At 73.4% G+C, this 13,867-nt stretch carries 15 protein-coding genes; 11 read left to right on the top strand and 4 right to left on the bottom strand.

The genetic code is table 11. From position 1 onward, the window contains the following. Window positions 1-3: 3 nt before the first annotated feature. Window positions 4-759 (top strand): class I SAM-dependent DNA methyltransferase, encoded by a 756-nt coding sequence (locus tag FH715_RS08490; protein WP_139642411.1) that lies wholly within the window; start codon window positions 4-6, stop codon window positions 757-759. Window positions 760-787: 28 nt separating this feature from the next. Here FH715_RS08490 and FH715_RS08495 read toward each other — a convergent pair whose 3' ends face one another. Beyond that, entirely contained in the window at window positions 788-1,396 is a 609-nt protein-coding gene (locus tag FH715_RS08495) for a TetR/AcrR family transcriptional regulator (RefSeq protein ID WP_211367493.1), read from the bottom strand. Window positions 1,397-1,488: 92 nt separating this feature from the next. On the opposite strand from FH715_RS08495, the gene FH715_RS08500 reads away from it, so the two are divergent. Together FH715_RS08500 and FH715_RS08505 are read left to right on the top strand one after the other, a co-directional pair. Continuing rightward, entirely contained in the window at window positions 1,489-2,238 is a 750-nt protein-coding gene (locus FH715_RS08500) for an SDR family NAD(P)-dependent oxidoreductase (RefSeq protein ID WP_139642415.1), read from the top strand. A 135-nt stretch (window positions 2,239-2,373) separates the two neighbouring features. Continuing rightward, window positions 2,374-3,000 (top strand): NAD(P)H-dependent oxidoreductase, encoded by a 627-nt coding sequence (locus FH715_RS08505; RefSeq protein ID WP_139642417.1) that lies wholly within the window; start codon window positions 2,374-2,376, stop codon window positions 2,998-3,000. Between the two features lie 2 nt (window positions 3,001-3,002). Here the strand turns inward: FH715_RS08505 and FH715_RS08510 are convergent, their stop codons facing one another. Then, window positions 3,003-4,013, bottom strand: a complete 1,011-nt coding sequence (locus FH715_RS08510) for an alpha/beta fold hydrolase (protein WP_211367495.1) — start codon at window positions 4,011-4,013, stop codon at window positions 3,003-3,005. A gap of 271 nt (window positions 4,014-4,284) precedes the next feature. Here FH715_RS08510 and FH715_RS08515 point away from each other — a divergent pair, with 271 nt between their 5' ends. Continuing rightward, window positions 4,285-5,511: a serine hydrolase domain-containing protein gene (locus FH715_RS08515; RefSeq protein WP_139642419.1), complete on the top strand. Its 1,227-nt coding sequence runs from the start codon at window positions 4,285-4,287 to the stop codon at window positions 5,509-5,511. Between the two features lie 172 nt (window positions 5,512-5,683). Here FH715_RS08515 and FH715_RS08520 read toward each other — a convergent pair whose 3' ends face one another. Next, window positions 5,684-6,829: a glutathione-independent formaldehyde dehydrogenase gene (locus tag FH715_RS08520; protein WP_139642421.1), complete on the bottom strand. Its 1,146-nt coding sequence runs from the start codon at window positions 6,827-6,829 to the stop codon at window positions 5,684-5,686. A gap of 165 nt (window positions 6,830-6,994) precedes the next feature. Between FH715_RS08520 and FH715_RS08525 the strand changes: the two genes are divergently transcribed. From FH715_RS08525 to FH715_RS08555, 7 genes are all read left to right on the top strand, one after another. Beyond that, window positions 6,995-7,747, top strand: a complete 753-nt coding sequence (locus FH715_RS08525) for a TetR family transcriptional regulator (RefSeq protein ID WP_139642423.1) — start codon at window positions 6,995-6,997, stop codon at window positions 7,745-7,747. Between the two features lie 86 nt (window positions 7,748-7,833). Beyond that, on the top strand, window positions 7,834-8,802 hold the full coding sequence (locus tag FH715_RS08530; protein WP_139642426.1) for an HpcH/HpaI aldolase/citrate lyase family protein: 969 nt from the start codon (window positions 7,834-7,836) through the stop codon (window positions 8,800-8,802). A 666-nt stretch (window positions 8,803-9,468) separates the two neighbouring features. Then, window positions 9,469-10,116: a phosphatidylserine decarboxylase gene (locus FH715_RS08535; protein WP_139642428.1), complete on the top strand. Its 648-nt coding sequence runs from the start codon at window positions 9,469-9,471 to the stop codon at window positions 10,114-10,116. 58 nt (window positions 10,117-10,174) lie between these two features. Further along, window positions 10,175-10,957, top strand: a complete 783-nt coding sequence (locus FH715_RS08540) for a CDP-alcohol phosphatidyltransferase family protein (RefSeq protein WP_097232467.1) — start codon at window positions 10,175-10,177, stop codon at window positions 10,955-10,957. Window positions 10,958-11,033: 76 nt separating this feature from the next. Further along, window positions 11,034-11,681, top strand: a complete 648-nt coding sequence (locus FH715_RS08545; protein ID WP_139642431.1) for an MBL fold metallo-hydrolase — start codon at window positions 11,034-11,036, stop codon at window positions 11,679-11,681. A gap of 57 nt (window positions 11,682-11,738) precedes the next feature. Beyond that, window positions 11,739-12,527 carry an exodeoxyribonuclease III gene (locus FH715_RS08550; RefSeq protein ID WP_139642434.1) on the top strand — a complete coding sequence of 263 codons (789 nt, stop codon included), beginning with the start codon at window positions 11,739-11,741 and terminating at the stop codon, window positions 12,525-12,527. 109 nt (window positions 12,528-12,636) lie between these two features. Then, a complete protein-coding gene (locus FH715_RS08555; protein ID WP_139642438.1) occupies window positions 12,637-13,059 on the top strand; it encodes a DUF6278 family protein in 423 nt (140 codons plus the stop codon). A 31-nt stretch (window positions 13,060-13,090) separates the two neighbouring features. Here FH715_RS08555 and FH715_RS08560 read toward each other — a convergent pair whose 3' ends face one another. Then, on the bottom strand, window positions 13,091-13,855 hold the full coding sequence (locus FH715_RS08560; RefSeq protein WP_139642441.1) for a GntR family transcriptional regulator: 765 nt from the start codon (window positions 13,853-13,855) through the stop codon (window positions 13,091-13,093). Window positions 13,856-13,867 lie beyond the last annotated feature (12 nt).

Genomic DNA, 13,867 nt, shown 5'->3' on the forward strand with positions numbered 1-13,867 from the left:
CCCATGCGCGACGACACCCCGCAGGAAGAGATCTGGGACGACGAGGCCGCCGACGGCTACGACACCCCCGGCACCGGCATGTTCGCGCCCGAGGTGCTGGGCCCCGCGGTGGAACGGCTGGCCGCGCTCGCCGAGGGCGGGCGGGCGCTGGAGTTCGCCGTCGGAACGGGCCGGGTGGCCGTGCCGCTCGCGGAGCGCGGCGTGCCGGTCACCGGGATCGAGCTGTCCCGCCCGATGCTGCGGCGGCTGCGCGAGAAGGTCGACGAGGAGACCCTCCCCGTGGTGGTCGGCGACATGGCGACGGCCTCGGCCCCCGGCCCCTTCCGGCTGGTCTACCTGGTCTTCAACACCATCTCCAACCTGCTGGAGCAGTCCGCCCAGGTCGAGTGCTTCCGCAACGCCGCCCGCCACCTGGCGCCCGGCGGGCGGTTCGTCATCGAGCTGGGGGTGCCCGACCTGCGGAAGCTGCCGCCCGGCCAGGACGGCGTGGTCTGGAGCACCGGCGACGACTATCTGGCCCTCGACTCCTACGACGTGGCGCGCCAGCGGCTGGTCTCCCACCATGTCCGCGTCGACGGCCGGGGCGACGCGCGGGTCTTTCGCAGCCCGCACCGCTACATCTGGCCGGCCGAGCTCGACCTGATGGCCCAACTGGCCGGCCTCACCCTGGAGTCGCGCCACGCCGACTGGGAGGGCGCCGCGTTCACCGCCGACTCGCCCTCGCACGTCTCGGTCTACCGGCTCCCGGACGCCGACTGACCCCGGCGGACGGCGGACCCGGCGGGGGTCAGCCGGGAGGCCAGGCGCGGAGGGCCGCGTCAGCGACCCGCTGGAGCTCCTCCCGGGTGGCACCGGCGGCGCCCTGGACGGCGATGCCGTTCGCCACGGTCAGCAGGTAGTGCGCGAGAACGTCCGGGTCGGCGCCGGCCGGCAGGTCGCCCTCGTCGACGGCCCGCTGGAAGCGGTCGCGCAAGACCGCGCGGTTGCGGTCCCGCCAGGCGACGAGCGCCTCGCCCGCGCGGGGCCCGAGGCGGTTGATGACGAGCGACGCGTGGACCCCCAGGCAGCCGGCCGGACAGTCGTCCCGGGTGGCGCCGACCACGGAGGCCGCGAGGTAGGAGCGGGCCACCTCCCCGGCGGTGGCCTCCTCCCCCGCCCGCGGGTCGTAGGCGGCCCGCTCCTCGGCGTAGCGCTCGACGGCCCGCCGGAAGAGGTCCTCCTTGTTGCCGAAGGCCGCGTACAGGCTCGTCTTGGTGATTCCCATGGCGCGGGCCAGGTCGCTGAGGCTGACACCGTCGTAGCCGCGCTCCCAGAAGGTGAGCATGGCCCGCTCCAGGGCCTCCTCGGTGTCGAACCCGCGCGGCCGTCCGATCGGCGCCTTTCCCGTAGCTTCCACGCCCCCCATCCTAGCTTTTCGTTCCGGTCGGAACAGAAGTGCTAGGGTTATGTTCCGTTCCGACTGGAACACAACTCTGGAGGGGTACACCCATGGGAACGCTCGAAGGCAGGACGGCGGTCGTCACCGGCGGCGGCACGCGGGGCATCGGCCGGGCCACGGCCGCGCGGCTGGTGGCCGAGGGCGCGCACGTGTTCATCACCGGCCGTCGGGAGGCCGAGCTGAAGGAGGCGGTGGAGGCCATCGGCCCCTCGGTCACCGCGATACCGGGCGACATCACCGACCCGGCCGACCTGGACCGGCTGTACGCGGCGGTCAGCGCGCGCGGCCGGGGCCTGGACGTGCTGTTCGCCAACGCGGCCACCGCCTCGTTCGCGACGCTGGAGGAGGTCACCGACGAGGAGTTCGACCGCGTCTTCGGCGTGAACGTCAAGGGCACGCTCCAGACCGTGCGGAAGGCGCTGCCGCACCTCAACGACGGCGCCTCGGTCATCCTGAACGCCTCCACGGCCGCCGACCGCGGCGTGCCGGCGTTCGGCGTGTACGCGGCGTCCAAGGCCGCGGTCCGCTCCTTCGCGCGGACCTGGGCCAACGAGCTCACCGGCCGGGGCATCCGCGTCAACGCCATCTCACCCGGGCCGATCGACACCTCCGGCGTCACCGAACTCGTCGGCGAGGAGAACGCGACCGCCTACAAGACGCAGATCGGGGCCGAGACCCCGATCGGCAGGATCGGGGACCCGGAGGAGGTCGCCGCCGCCGTGGCCTTCCTCGCCTCCCGGGACAGCGGCTTCGTCCTGGGCGCCAACCTCTACGTCGACGGCGGCGCCAACCAGATCTGAGCCGTCCGCGCGCGGCGCGGGGCCCTCCCCCGCGCCGTGCGTCGCGCCACCGGAAAGGGCCGGCCGGACGCACGCGCAGGCATCGCGGTCGCGCGCCCATGTGAGCGCGCGCCCCTCTCGTGTTCCGTGGTCACCATGACGCACGCGACCTCCCACGAAGCGCCGACCCTGCTGGTCACCGCACACCCGGACCCCGCGTCCCTGACCCACCACGTGGCGGAGCGCCTCGCCTCCGCCCTGGCCCCCGGGCCCGTCGAGGTGGCGGACCTGCACGGGGAGGGGTTCGACCCCAGGTTCGGCCACGCCGACCGCGTCGCCTACCGCGAGGGCGGCGACCACCCTCCGGACGTCGCCCGCGAGCACCGGCGGCTGGACCGCGCCAGCCATCTCGTCCTGGTCTTCCCGGTGTACTGGTGGTCCATGCCGGCGCTGCTGAAGGGGTGGATCGACCGCGTCTTCGTCAGCGGCTGGGCGTTCGCGTACACCGACGCCTCGGGGCCGCGCCCGATGCTCCAGCGGCTCACCACCCATCTGGTGGCCGTCGCCGGCGCCGACTCCGGCACCTACGAGCGCCACGGCTACGAGCGGGCGCTGCGCACGCAGTTCACGCACGGGCTCCTCGACTACGTGGGCAGCCGCCGGGGCGCCGCCGCGTTCATCCACGACGCGGAGCAGCCCTCGTCCGAGGCCACGGAGGCGAGTGTCACGCGCGCCGTGCGGGCGGTCGCGGAAGCGGTGCGCGCCGGCGCGCCGGTCGCCTGACCTCACCCCGTGGCGCCCGCCTCCCAGCGCGCGGTCACGCCGGCCAGCCACCCGAGCAGCACCTCGTTGACCTCGTCCGGCCGCTCCTGCTGCACCCAGTGGCCGCAGCCGTCCAGCAGGTGCCTGCCCGCCAGGGCCGGCAGCGTGCGGTCGAAGGCGTCGACGGCCTCCGCCAGCCAGCGCAGCGAGGCGTCCTCGGCGCCGGCGACGAAGAGCGAGGGCTGGCGCAGGGGCTCGCCCTCCCAGGCGGCGAGGTCCTCCCAGTCGCGGTCCATGTTCCGATAGCGGGCGAGCGCGCCGAAGAAGCCGGTCCGCTCGAACTCGCCCGCGTAGACGTCCAGTTCCTCCTCGGCGAGCCAGGGGGGAAGCGGCCCCTTGGCGAAGCGCTCGCGCATCTCGCCACCGCGCGGCACGAAGTGCGGTCCCGGGCCCTCCACCGGGGCCGAGCCGGAGAGCGAGGTGTAGAAGCCGGCGAGCCACCCCCGCACGTCCCGCTCGATCTCCGCCTCCGCCGCTCCCGGGCGCTGGAGGTAGGGAACGTAGAACTCGTCGTCTCCCGGCATCGCCGCGAACACCTCGGAGGGGCGGGGCCCGCCCGGCGGGGTGTAGGGGACGCCGAGCAGCGCCACCGCGGGGAAGACCTCGGGCCGCAGCAGCGCGGCCTGCCCGGCGAGCGTCGCGCCCCAGTCGTGGCCCACCAGGACGGCCCGCCGCTCGCCCAACTCCCTGACCACGCGCACCGTCTCGCCGACCAGGGCGACCGCCCGGTAGGCCTCCACGGAGCCCGGCCGGGCCGAACGGCCGTAGCCCCGGGCGTCGACGGCGACCGCCCGGTAGCCGGCGGCGGCGAGCGCCGGCAGCTGGTGGCGCCAGGAGTACCAGGACTCGGGGAAGCCGTGCAGCAGCAGGACCAGCGGGCCCCGCCCCTGCTCCACCAGATGCACCCGCCCGCCCGGCAGCTCCAGCAGGCGGCGCCGCGCGGGCGCGGGGGATGTCGCGGAACGGGTCGCCATGGGGGCCTCCGGGGTCGGTTCGCGGGTCCGGTCGCCCCGAGCATCACCCCGCGCCGATCCGCCGCCCAAGCGACGTTGCCGAAGCGGCAACCCACCCCACCCGGACGCGCCGAGGGGGCCCGCCAGCACCACGTTCGGGGGGTTAACACCACCCCGGAGAGACGGGCGGACCGCATGGTCCGCCGCTCCCCGTCTTCCTAACGTGGTGTCACACCAGGGAAGCGGCGCCCGGGAGGGCGCCGCACGGAACGGACAGAGAAGGAACGGACTCATGGCGCGGTTCGGCGGACGGATGACCAAGGCGTGGGCACTCACCGCGGGGGCGGGTGTGCTCGCCACGGGGGCGGCCATGGTGGTCGCGCCGCAGGGCACGGCGTTCGGGCTGCCCCACGGTTCGGACGGCGGCGCCGAGTCCTCGCTCCAGCGGGACGCGGAGGCCGTGGTGGAGACCGGGGCGACCGGGCTGACGGTCGAGGTCGGCGACGCGGAGGGGAACACCGAGCGGGCGCGGGCCGGCGTCGCCGAGCTGGGCGGCGAGCAGCCGGTGCCGTGGTCCCCTTACTACCGGATAGGCAGCGACACCAAGACCTTCGTCTCCACGGTGCTTCTCCAACTCGTCGACGAGGGGAAGGTCTCGCTCTCCGACACCGTGGAGCGGTGGCTGCCCGGCGTCGTGACCGGCGAAGGCAACGACGGCTCGCGGGTCACGGTCGAGAACCTGCTGCGCCAGACCAGCGGACTCGCCAACTACACCGACGTGGTCTTCAGCGACCCGGAGGCGCTGACGCCCGAGGGCCACCACGAGGGCCGCTTCGCGCGGATGACCGCCGAGGAGACGGTCGCCCTCGCGATGACCCAGCCGCCCGGCTGGCTGCCGGACGCCGAGGACCCGGCCGGCGAGACCCGGTGGGCGTACTCCAACACCAACTACGTGCTCGCCGGCATGATCATCGAGCAGGTCACCGGGCACGTCTGGGAGCAGGAGGTGCACGACCGGATCATCGCCCCGCTCGGCCTGGACCACACGCTCTCCCCCGGCACCTCCCCCTACGTGCCGCAGCCGACCGCCCACGGGTACGTGCAGTTCCCCGGGCAGGAGGAGCTGACCGACACCACCCTGGGCACGGACGCCGGCGCCGACGGCGCGTTGATCAGCACGCCGGACGACATGAACACCTTCCTGCGGGCGCTGCTCGACGGCACCCTGCTGTCGGAGGAGCGGCTCGCCGACATGCGGCGCACCGTGCCCGCCCCGGAGTTCGGGGAAGGCGCCGAGTACGGCCTCGGCCTGGCCCGGGCCCCGCGCTGCGGCGAGGGCGAGCCGGAGCTGTGGTTCCACGGCGGGACCTCGTTCGGCACGGCCTCCGAGGGCGCGGTCACGGAGGACGGCTCGGCGGCGGCCAGCTCGGCGATCTTCACGGTGCGCTTCGGCGACCCCGAGCGGAACGCCGCCCAGAGCGAGGCGGCCAGGGAGATGGTGGACAACGCCCTCTGCTGAGACGGGCGTTGACCACGGACGAGGACAGGGGTGTGCCCCGCCCCGGGGCTGACCGGCCCGGGGCGGGGCCGCGGTGCGGCACGGGCGGCGACGGCCCACGGAAGGGGTGGGGGGCCGTGGTCGCCCGCGCCGGTTCAAGGGGGCCGGTGGAGCCCGTTGGGCCGCCACCGGTTCAGGCCGCGGCCAGGTCCGGCTTCAACAGCACCTTGGTCCAGCCCGGGTCGCGGTTGTCGAAGTGCCGGTAGGCGTCGGGCGCCTCGGCCAGCGGCAACCGGTGGGAGACGACGAAGCCGGGCTGGGCCCGACCCGCGACGATCATGTCCCGCAGCTGCCGGTTGTAGCGCTTGACGTCGGCCTGGCCGGTGCCCATGCGCAGGCCCTTCTCGAAGAACTTGCCCATCCGGAAGAGCAGTTCGCCCTTCCGCGCGCTCTCGGTCGGCCCTCCGGGGTCCGCCGGGAGGTAGAGCCCGACGACGCCCAGCGCCCCGGTCGCGCGCACCGCGTCGACCAGGGTGTTGAGCACGGTCGCCGGCTGCTCCTCGCCCTCGCGCACGGTCGCCTGGTAGCCGACGGCGTCGATGCCCTTGTCGGTGCCCTCGCCGCCGTTGAGCTCCTTGATCTGCTCGGCGGCGTCGCCCTGGGAGAAGTCGACGGGGATCGCGCCGGCCCGCTCGGCCAGCGCCAGCCGGTCGGGCTGCCGGTCGACGACGAACACCTTGGAGGCGCCGCGCAGTTGGGCCGAGTAGGCGGCCATCAGGCCGACCGGGCCCGCGCCGAAGACGCAGACCGTCTCGCCCGGGCTGACGTCGGCCAGCTCCGTCGCGTGGTAGCCGGTGGGGAAGATGTCGGCCAGCAGCGCGAAGTCGTCCTCGAACTGCTCACCGGGCGGCAGCTTCAGGCAGTTGAAGTCGGCGAACGGGACACGCAGGTACTCCGCCTGCCCGCCCCGGTAGGGCCCCATCGAGACATAGCCGTAGGCGCCGCCGGCGAAGCCCTCGTTGACCGTGAGGCAGAAACCCGTGTCGCCCGCCAGGCAGTTCCGGCAGAAGCCGCATCCCACGTTGAACGGGAGGACGACCCGGTCCCCCTTTCTGACCCGCGCGACGCCGGGGCCGACCTCCTCGACCACGCCCATGTTCTCGTGGCCGAACACGATGCCCGGCTCGGCGCCGGTGCGGCCCTCGTACATGTGCAGATCGGAACCGCAGATGGCGGCCGTGGTGATCCGCACGACCACGTCGTTCGGGTCCTCGATCCGCGCGTCGGGGACGTCCTCGACCGCCACGGCGTAGGGCTCCTGGTAAACGACCGCCTTCACAGCAACCTCCCGAACACACGCGGTTATGCCCACTTTGAGGCGTTATGTCCCACGGTAGTGCGACCGGCGCCGGGCTGCGACCCGAACGGAGAGGACGGCCGCCAGGGCCGTCCGACGGACGGTGTCACGAGCGCGGCGCGCGGGGGATGGAGTACGTTCCCTTGCATGTCTCGCACGGTGAAGTCCGCTCGCAGCCAGCACTCCACGCAGCGGCGGAAGGTGCGTGGCGACCTCGCGTCGGCCGCGCTGGAGCTGTTCGCCACCAAGGGGTACGAGGCGACCACGGTCGACGAGATCGCCGCGGCGGCCGGGGTCGCGCGGCGGACGTTCTTCCGGCACTTCCGCTCCAAGGAAGAGGCGATCTTCCCCGACCACGACGACACGCTGGAGCGGGTCGAGGCCGTGCTGCGCGGCGCGCCGGCGCAGGAGAACCCGATCGACACGGTCTGCCGCGGGATCAAGGAGGTGATGCGGATGTACGCCGCCTCCCCCACCCTCTCGGTGGCCCGCTACCGCCTGACCCGCGAGGTGCCGGCGCTGCGCGAACGGGAGATCGCCTCCGTCTCCCGCTACGAACGCCTCTTCACCCGCTACCTGTTGGCCCGCTACGACGACCGCTCGCACCTGGGCGACGAGCCGTTGCTCGCCGAGGTCGCCGCCTCGGCCGTGGTCACCGCGCACAACCACGTGCTGCGCCGCTGGCTGCGCAGCGAGGGGCAGGGGGACGTGGAGAGCGCGTTGGACCACGCCTTCACCATCGTGCGCCGGGCCTTCGGCGACCTGCCCTCGGCCGGGCAACGCCCGCCCGCCGCGCGGGCGGCCACGGACGGCGAGGTACTGGTCACCGTCGCCAGGACGGACGCGCCGCTGCCCGAGGTGATGCGGGCGATCGAGCGGGCGTTGGACCAGCGGGGCTGAGCGGCGGCGCGCGGACCCGTCGTAGGGTCAACGGCGCAGGTCCCGCACCTCGTTCCCGTTCGCGCCGCCCGCTGGAGGAACCCCCGATGACCGACGCCGCCCCGCCCGCTCCCCGGCCGCGCCGCTCCTGCCTGGCGGTGCCGGGCAGCAATCCGCGCTTCCTGGAGAAGGCCCAGGGCCTCCCCGCCGACATGGTCTTCCTCGACCTGGAGGACGCCTGCGCCCCCGCGGCCAAGGAGGGGGCGCGCGACCTGGTGGTGAGGGCGCTCAACGAGGGCGACTGGGGCGCGCGCACCCGCGTGGTGCGCGTCAACGACTGGACCACGCACTGGACCTACCGCGACGTGATCACCGTGGTCGAGGGCGCGGGCGACCGGCTGGACTGCCTGCTGCTGCCCAAGACGCAGAACGCGGAACAGGTGGTGGCGCTCGACCTGTTGCTCACCCAGGTCGAACGGGCGGTGGGCCTGCCGGTCGGCCGGATCGGCATCGAGGCCCAGCTGGAGAACGCCAGGGGCCTGCTCGCCGTCGAGGCCATCGCCGCGGCCTCGCCCCGGCTGGAGACGCTGGTGCTGGGCCCCGCCGACATGATGGCGTCCCTGGCGATGCGCACCCTGGTGGTCGGCGAACAGCCGCCCGGCTACCCGGCCGACGCCTACCACCACATCATGATGCGCATCCTGCTGGCGGCCCGCGCGCACGGCCTCCAGGCGATCGACGGCCCCTATCTCCAGATCCGCGACCCTGACGGCTTCCGCGAGGCGGCCGGCCGTTCGGCGGCGCTCGGCTACGACGGGAAGTGGGTGCTGCACCCGGACCAGATCGCGCTGGCCAACGAGATCTACGCGCCCTCGCAGTCGGACTACGACCACGCGGAGCTGATCCTGGACGCCTACGCCCACGCGACGTCCGTCGCGGGCGGGGCGCGGGGCGCGGTGATGCTGGGCGAGGAGATGATCGACGAGGCCAGCCGCAAGATGGCCCTCGTGGTCGCCGGAGCGGGCCGGGCCGCGGGGCTGCGGCGCACATCCGTCTTCACACCCCCGGAGGCGTGAGCCGTCCCCGACGGGTGGCCGCGCCGCCCCGGGGAGGCCCACCATCGCAATCCGGCCATTTCGGGGCCCTCGCGAGGCGCACCACGCCGAAGCCCCGGATTTTTACCAGATGATGAGGGAACACCGCCGGGCCCCCGGACCGCCCTCGCCACCGGATCGCCACGTCAGACCCCTTCACACCCCGGCCGCGCCCCTCGCGCGCGCCGGGGGCGCGCACCCGGGCCGAGCCCGCGCTCCCTCCCTCTCGCCCGCGCGCCGAACGCCGCCGCACCCGCCCTGCCTGCGCAAAGCCGCAGCGCACGGCGACAGGGAGCGATCCCCGCGTGACCGAAACCCATGGGTTTCGGGCGTGGCTTTCGACCACGCGCCCCGTTCGTCCGCCGCGTTCCGCACCGAAAGAGGGCGTGACCAACCCCACACGAGAAGTCACCCACAGTGGTCAATCGGTGAAGAAAGCACCGGAGAAGCAAAGACGATCTTGCCCCGAAGCCCCGCCGGAGCCGCGCGGATTATCCCTTTCATCCGCCCGCTGGACGGTGCCCCGAAGCCACCGCGAAGCCCCGATGAGCCCGCTGGCTTGCCGAGTTACCGCCGTGGGCCTATAGCATCGGAGGTAAGCCGCTTCGCTTCTGACGGGTGCGGCACTCTCCGCTACGAAGGTCTCTCATGCCTCTCCGCTCTTCCTCTCTGCCCAGCGGCCGGGTACGTCTGGCCCGAGGTGCGTCAGCCTGGCTGCTCCCCACGGTCGCCACCGCGGCAGTGAGCCTCGTCAAGGCGCGCGGGTCCGCCCGTTGGGCGACCGTTGCCGTGCCGACCACCGCTCTGGCCGCCGGAATGCTGTGGTTCTTCCGTGACCCGGAAAGGGAGATCGGCCAGGGCCGGGTGATCTGTCCCGCCGACGGGGTGGTGCAGAGCATCACCGACTGGCCGGACGGCAGGACGCGGGTGGCGATCTTCATGAGCCCGTTGAACGTGCACGTCAACCGCGCGCCGGTCTCCGGCACCGTGGCCTCCGTGCAGCACATCCCCGGCGGTTACGTGCCCGCGTTCGACAAGGAGAGCGACAACAACGAGCGCGTCGTCTGGCGTTTCGACAGCGAGCTCGGCGACCTGGAGATGGTGCAGATCGCCGGCGCGGTGGCCCGCCGGATCGTGCCGTACGTGCCGCAGGGCTGCAAGGTCGAGCAGGGCGAGCGGGTCGGGCTGATCCGTTTCGGTTCCCGCGTCGACGTCTACCTGCCCGAGGGCATCGAGCCGGCCGTCGAGGTCGGCCAACGCACGACGGCGGGAGTGACACGTCTTGACCGTGATTGACCGCAAGCTCACGCGACGCTGGGCCGGCGCCGAGGAGGACGTCGATGACGACGACGCGATGTCGTTGTCGATGCGGCTGTCGATAGCGGACACCCTCACCCTGCTCAACGCCACGTGCGGGTTTCTCGCCGTCTACTTCACCACCACGGGCGTCCTGATCCCGCACCTGACCAACAGCGGCGACGCCGGGGTGGTGCGCAACAACGCGGCGACCGCCGTGCTGCTGATGCTGCTGGCCTCCGTGTTCGACCTCTGCGACGGGCTGGTGGCGCGGAAGCTGCGCTCCTCACCCATGGGCGCGGAGCTGGACAACCTGTCGGACCTGATCAGTTTCGGTCTGGCCCCGGCCTACTTCGTGCTGGTCTGGGGGATGGTGGTCGGCGATGTCCACGAGCCGCTCTCCGCACTGGCCGCGACGGTGGTGCTACTGGCCGTGGTGCTGCGGCTGGCCCGGTTCTCCTGTGTGACGATGCCGGACGGCGTCTTCCAGGGGATGCCGAGCCCCTTCGGCGCGCTCACGGTCGTCTCCATCGTCCTGCTCGAACTGCCCTTCACCCCCACGCTGCTGGCGATCGGCGGCGTCGCGTGGCTGATGGTGAGCCGCGTCGAGTACCCCAAGCCGCGCGGCACGCTCGCCGTCGCGATGCTCTCGTGGATCGTGTTGAGCATGGCGCTCCTCACCGCCTGGGCCTTCGACGCGCCCGGCGGGCTGCTGATGCTCCAGACCGCCTGCTCGCTCCAGCTGGTGCTGGGCGCGGTGATCCCGCTCTTCGCCATGTGCCGCCGGGTCTTCGCGTTCCGCGACAACCGTCGCGAGGCACGCGCCGGCGCCCAGTCCTGAGCCGCCGCCACGCTCTTCACTGACAGCCGTCGGGGACTCCCCGGCGGCTGTCAGTGCTCCCGTGCACAATGGCGGCATGAAGCTGACCAAGAAGGGCCACGCGTGTGTGCGGCTCACCGAGGGCGAGCGCACCCTGGTCATCGACCCCGGCGCCTTCAGCGAGCCGGACGCGGCACTGGGCGCCGACGCGCTGCTGATCACGCACGAGCACCCCGACCACTTCGACGAGGGCAGGTTGCGCACCGCGCTGGAGGCCGACCCGGGGCTGCTGGTGCACGCGCCGCGCGCCGTCGCCGAGCGGCTGGACGGCGCCTTCCCCGGGCGGGTGCGCGTCGTCGGCCAGGGGGACGCCCTGGAGATCGCCGGCTTCTCCGTCGAGGTCCACGGCGAGCTGCACGCGGTGATCCACCCCGACCTGCCGCGCGTGGCCAACGTCGGCTTCCTGGTGGACGGCGCGGTCTTCCACCCGGGAGACGCGTTCACCCTCCCCGGCCGGCCCGTGGAGACGCTGCTGCTGCCGCTGGCCGCCCCCTGGAGCAAGTTCTCCGAGGTCGTCGACTACGTGCGCGAGCTGGCCCCGCGCCGGGCCTACGCCGTGCACGACGGGCTGCTCTCCGACATCGGCCTCACCGTCTACGGGCGGAACCTGGGCCCCCAGGGCCCCGGCGTCGGCCCCACCGAGTACGCCAGGCTGGCGCCGGGCGAGTCCGTCGCCCTGGCCTGACCCGGCCCCCGCCCCCTCCGATCCCCGAGCGACCACCGATCCCCCGAGAGAGCCGTCATGCGCATCGCCACCTGGAACGTCAACTCGATCACCGTGCGGCTGGAGCGGCTGCTCGCCTGGCTGGAGCGGAGCCGGACCGACGTGCTCTGCCTCCAGGAGCTGAAGTGCGACGCCGCCGCCTTCCCGGCCGAGCCGCTGCGCGCCGCGGGCTACGAGGCCGCGGTCCACGCCGACGGCCGGTGGAACGGCGTGGCCGTCCTCTCCCGGGTCGGGCTGACCAACATCGCGCGCGGCCTCACCGGCGGCCCCGCGTTCAACGGCTCGGCCGAGCCCCGCGCGGTCGCGGCCGACTGCGGCGGGGTGCGGGTCTGGTCGGTCTACGTGCCGAACGGGCGCGAGGTGGGCCACGAGCACTTCGCCTACAAGCTGGCCTGGTTCTCGGCGCTGCGCGAGACGGTCGCCGAGGACGCGGCCGGCCGGACGCCGTTCGCGGTGCTCGGTGACTTCAACGTGGCGCCGACGGACCACGACGTCTACGACATCGGGCAGTTCGAGGGCGCGACCCATGTGACCGAGGCGGAGCGCACCGCCCTGGCCGAGCTGCGCGGCACGGGCCTGACGGACGTGGTGCCCCGCCCGTTGAAGTACGACCGCCCGTTCACCTACTGGGACTACCGGCAGCTGTGCTTCCCGAAGAACCGCGGGATGCGCATCGACCTGGTCTACGGCAACGCGCCGTTCACCGCCGCCGTCTCGGACGCCTATGTGGACCGGGAGGAGCGCAAGGGCAAGGGCGCCTCCGACCACGCGCCGGTGGTGGTGGACCTGTCCCTCGACGCGGGCTGAGCGACCCCACCTCCAAGTGGCGCCGCCTCACGTGGAGTTTGTGAACGGCGAGTGGCGAGAACCGCGCGCCGAGGCTGCCATTCGGTGTCCGGAGTGCGACCCTTGGGACATGAACATCCCTTTCCTGGACAACTGGCGCAGGCGGACGACGACCGTGACCGACGCCTGGTCGGACACCGAAGGGGTGGCCGCGCTGCTCGCCGAGTGCGAGCTGCTGCGGGCCCGGGCGCAGCGGGCCGGGCTCGTACTGGCCGACACTCCGGTCTCCCTGGAGGCGCTCGACCAGTTGAAGCCCCAATGGCGGGACGACCCCGAGGAGTTGCCGTGGCTGGCCAACGACGCCGGCCTCTATCTCGGCACGGTCATCGTGCGCTGCGTGCCGGGCGCCCGCTGGGGCCCCGGGCCCGACGGCCGACCGGTGGTCGTGATGGCCTCGGGCCGCCGGGTGGACGTGGCGGCGGTGGGCCAGGAGTGGGCCGAGGCCGGCGCCCCCGAGCTGTCGCAGGTCTTCGCCGAGGTGGCCGAGACCTGAAGGAAAGCGGTCGGAGACGGCCGGGAAGGCGTCAGCCGCCGAACGGAATGACGTACTCCAGCCGCCAACGGTCCCCGGGGACGACCGTGTCGGAGGTCTCGACGGCACGGTCGTCCGCGTCGTAGTGGGTGCGTTCCACCGCCGTGACGCACTGGCCGGGGGAGCAGCCGAGCGCCTCGGCCTCCGCGCCGGTCGCCGGCCGGGAGCCGACCACCTCCCGGGCCCGCACCACCCGCACGCCGATCGCGGCGAACCTGCCGCGCACGCCGCGCCTGGCGTAGGGGCCGCGCTCCGGGTAGGCCACGTCGGTGTTCTCGGTGAGGGCCAACGGCTCCCAGCTGGTGGCGAGTTGCAGCGGCCGGCGGTCCGCAAGGTACTCGTACTGGGTGCACATCACCCGCTCGCCCTGGGCGACGCCGAGCCGCTCGGCGATGCCGGGCGGCGCGACCGTGGGGGTGGAGACGGCCTCCCAGGTGATCTCCGGGTGGTCGGCCAACTCGCCGACCAGCGCCGTGACACCCGCCGCCAGCGGCGAGTCCACGGTGTCGGTGGAGCGCAGCAGCGCGCCGATGGGCGCCCGGTCGCTGACGAAGACCCCCCGCCCGAACTGGCCGGTGGCGTACCCCGCCGCCTTGAGGACCCGGACCGCGCGGTCCACCGTCTGGTCGCTGGCCCCGTAGGCGCGCTTCAACTCGGCCCGGGAGGGGATGCGGGCCCCCACCCGCAGTGCCCCCTCGTCGATCTGGCGGCGCAGATCGTCCGCGATGCGCTGGTACATCGGCCGGCTGTCGCCCATCCGGGAACTCCC

Source organism: Streptomyces sedi, from assembly GCF_006335015.1.
Classification (GTDB): domain Bacteria; phylum Actinomycetota; class Actinomycetes; order Streptomycetales; family Streptomycetaceae; genus Streptomyces; species Streptomyces sedi.